At 73.2% G+C, this 1,913-nt stretch carries 2 protein-coding genes; both read left to right on the top strand.

Features of this window, described 5'->3' with window-relative positions:
• Nucleotides 1-20 precede the first annotated feature (20 nt).
• Nucleotides 21-872 (top strand): prepilin peptidase, encoded by an 852-nt coding sequence (locus VB737_RS06790; RefSeq protein WP_500312172.1) that lies wholly within the window; start codon nt 21-23, stop codon nt 870-872.
• 39 nt (nt 873-911) lie between these two features.
• Entirely contained in the window at nt 912-1,802 is an 891-nt protein-coding gene (accD, locus tag VB737_RS06785; RefSeq protein ID WP_500312171.1) for an acetyl-CoA carboxylase, carboxyltransferase subunit beta, read from the top strand.
• Nucleotides 1,803-1,913: the final 111 nt, after the last annotated feature.

Here is a 1,913-nt window from a genome sequence, read left to right as displayed (position 1 = left end):
GCCTCCAGCCGCCCGCTGCCATGACCTCCGACGCCCTGCTCGCCCCCAGCGCCGCCCTGCCGCTGCTGGCCCCCCTGGTGGCCGTGGTCGGCGCCTGCATCGGCAGCTTCCTCAACGTGGTGGTCTGGCGACTGCCGCGGGAGGAGTCGCTGCTGTTCCCCGGCAGCCACTGCCCCCGCTGCGGCGCCTCCCTGGCCTGGTTCGAGAACGTGCCGCTGCTCAGCTGGCTGCTGCTGCGCGGTCGCTGCCGCCACTGCCAGGCCCCGATCGCCGTCCGCTACCCGCTGGTGGAGCTGCTCACCGCTGGCCTCTGGGTGGCCATGCTGTTCGCCCGCCCGGCGGCCATGGGCCCCGACCCCAGCCCCTGGCTGCTGCTGGCGGCCGGTTGGCTGCTGGCCAGCTGGCTGCTGCCCCTGGCCCTGATCGATCTGGACAGCCTCTGGCTGCCTGAACCGCTCTGCCGCTGGGGCGTGCTGCTGGGTCTGGCGGCCACCGCCGGTGTCGGCTTCCCGCAGGGGACCGAGGTCGGCCGGGCGCTGCTGTTCTCCCACCTGCTGGCGGTGGCCGCCGGCCTGCTGGGCTTCGAGGCCCTCAGCGCCCTGGCGGAGAAGGCCATGGGCCGGCCGGCCCTGGGCCTGGGGGACGCCAAGCTGGCGGCCCTGATGGGCGCCTGGCTCGGACCCCTGGGTCTGGGTCTGGCCGTGAGTCTGTCGGTACTCGGCGGTGCCCTCATCGGTGGCCTCGCCCGCCTCAGCGGCCGTCTCGGCCGCCAGCAGCCCTTCCCCTTCGGCCCCTTCCTCGCCGCCGCCGCCCTGGCGGTCTGGATCGGCGGCCACGGTCCCTGGCTGCGCCTGTGGGGCCTGGGTCTTTAATGGCTCCAGGTCTCCGTTCCCCGTCGCCGCCGTCGCCCCATGTCCCTGTTCGACTGGTTCGCCGATCGCCGCAAGAACGCCCCCGCCGTCCGGGCCAGCAAGGGTCCTGAGGCGGACGAAGGGGATGGCCTCTGGAGCAAGTGCGCCGAATGCGGCCTGGTGGTCTATCGCAAGGACCTGATCGCCAACGCCAGTGTCTGCAAGGGCTGCGGCCACCACCACCGCATCGACAGCGCCGAGCGCATCCGCCTGATCGCCGATGAGGGCAGCTTCGAGCCCATCGACACCGATCTGGCCCCCACCGACCCCCTCGCCTTCAAGGATCGCCGCAGCTACACGGACCGTCTGCGCGACAGCCAGCGGGCCACGGGCCTGCGGGATGCGGTGGTCACCGGCCTCTGCCGTCTGGAGGGCATGCCCCTGGCCCTGGGGGTGATGGACTTCCGCTTCATGGGCGGCTCCATGGGCTCGGTGGTGGGCGAGAAGCTCACCCGCCTGGTGGAGCTGGCCACCGCCCGCCGCTATCCGCTGCTGATCGTCTGCGCCTCCGGCGGCGCCCGCATGCAGGAGGGGATGCTGAGCCTGGTGCAGATGGCCAAGGTGTCGGGCGCCCTGCAGCGCCACCGCAGCGCCGAGCTGCTCTACCTGCCCCTGCTCACCCATCCCACCACCGGTGGGGTCACCGCCAGCTTCGCCATGCTCGGCGACCTGATCCTGGCCGAGCCCAAGGCGATGATCGCCTTCGCCGGCCGCCGGGTGATCGAGCAGACCCTGGGCGAGAAGCTGCCCGAAGGCTTCCAGACCGCCGAGTACCTCCAGGACCACGGCTTCGTCGACACGATCGTGCCCCGTCCCCAGCTGCGCGGCACCCTGGCCACCCTGCTGCGGCTTCACGGCAGCCTGCGACCGGCCGTCTCCGTGGTGCCATGAGTGGCGCCCGCGCCCCGCTCGCCGCCGCTCTGCTGGCGGTGGTGCTGCTGCTGGGCTGCTGGCTGGCGGGTCCCGCCGCCGCCGTCGCCGGCCCGGTCGACTGGCAGGAGG

It is taken from the genome of Synechococcus sp. BA-120 BA3 (assembly GCF_034931285.1).
Classification (GTDB): Bacteria; Cyanobacteriota; Cyanobacteriia; order PCC-6307; family Cyanobiaceae; genus Cyanobium.
Note: the sequence above shows the minus strand (reverse complement) of the source record. Positions and strands in the feature narration are given on the sequence as shown.

Coding starts and splice junctions, on each gene's coding strand:
- VB737_RS06790 (WP_500312172.1), top strand. CDS start 21: ATGACCTCCGACGCCCTGCTCGCCCCCAGCGCCGCCCTGCCGCTGCTG.
- accD (WP_500312171.1), top strand. CDS start 912: ATGTCCCTGTTCGACTGGTTCGCCGATCGCCGCAAGAACGCCCCCGCC.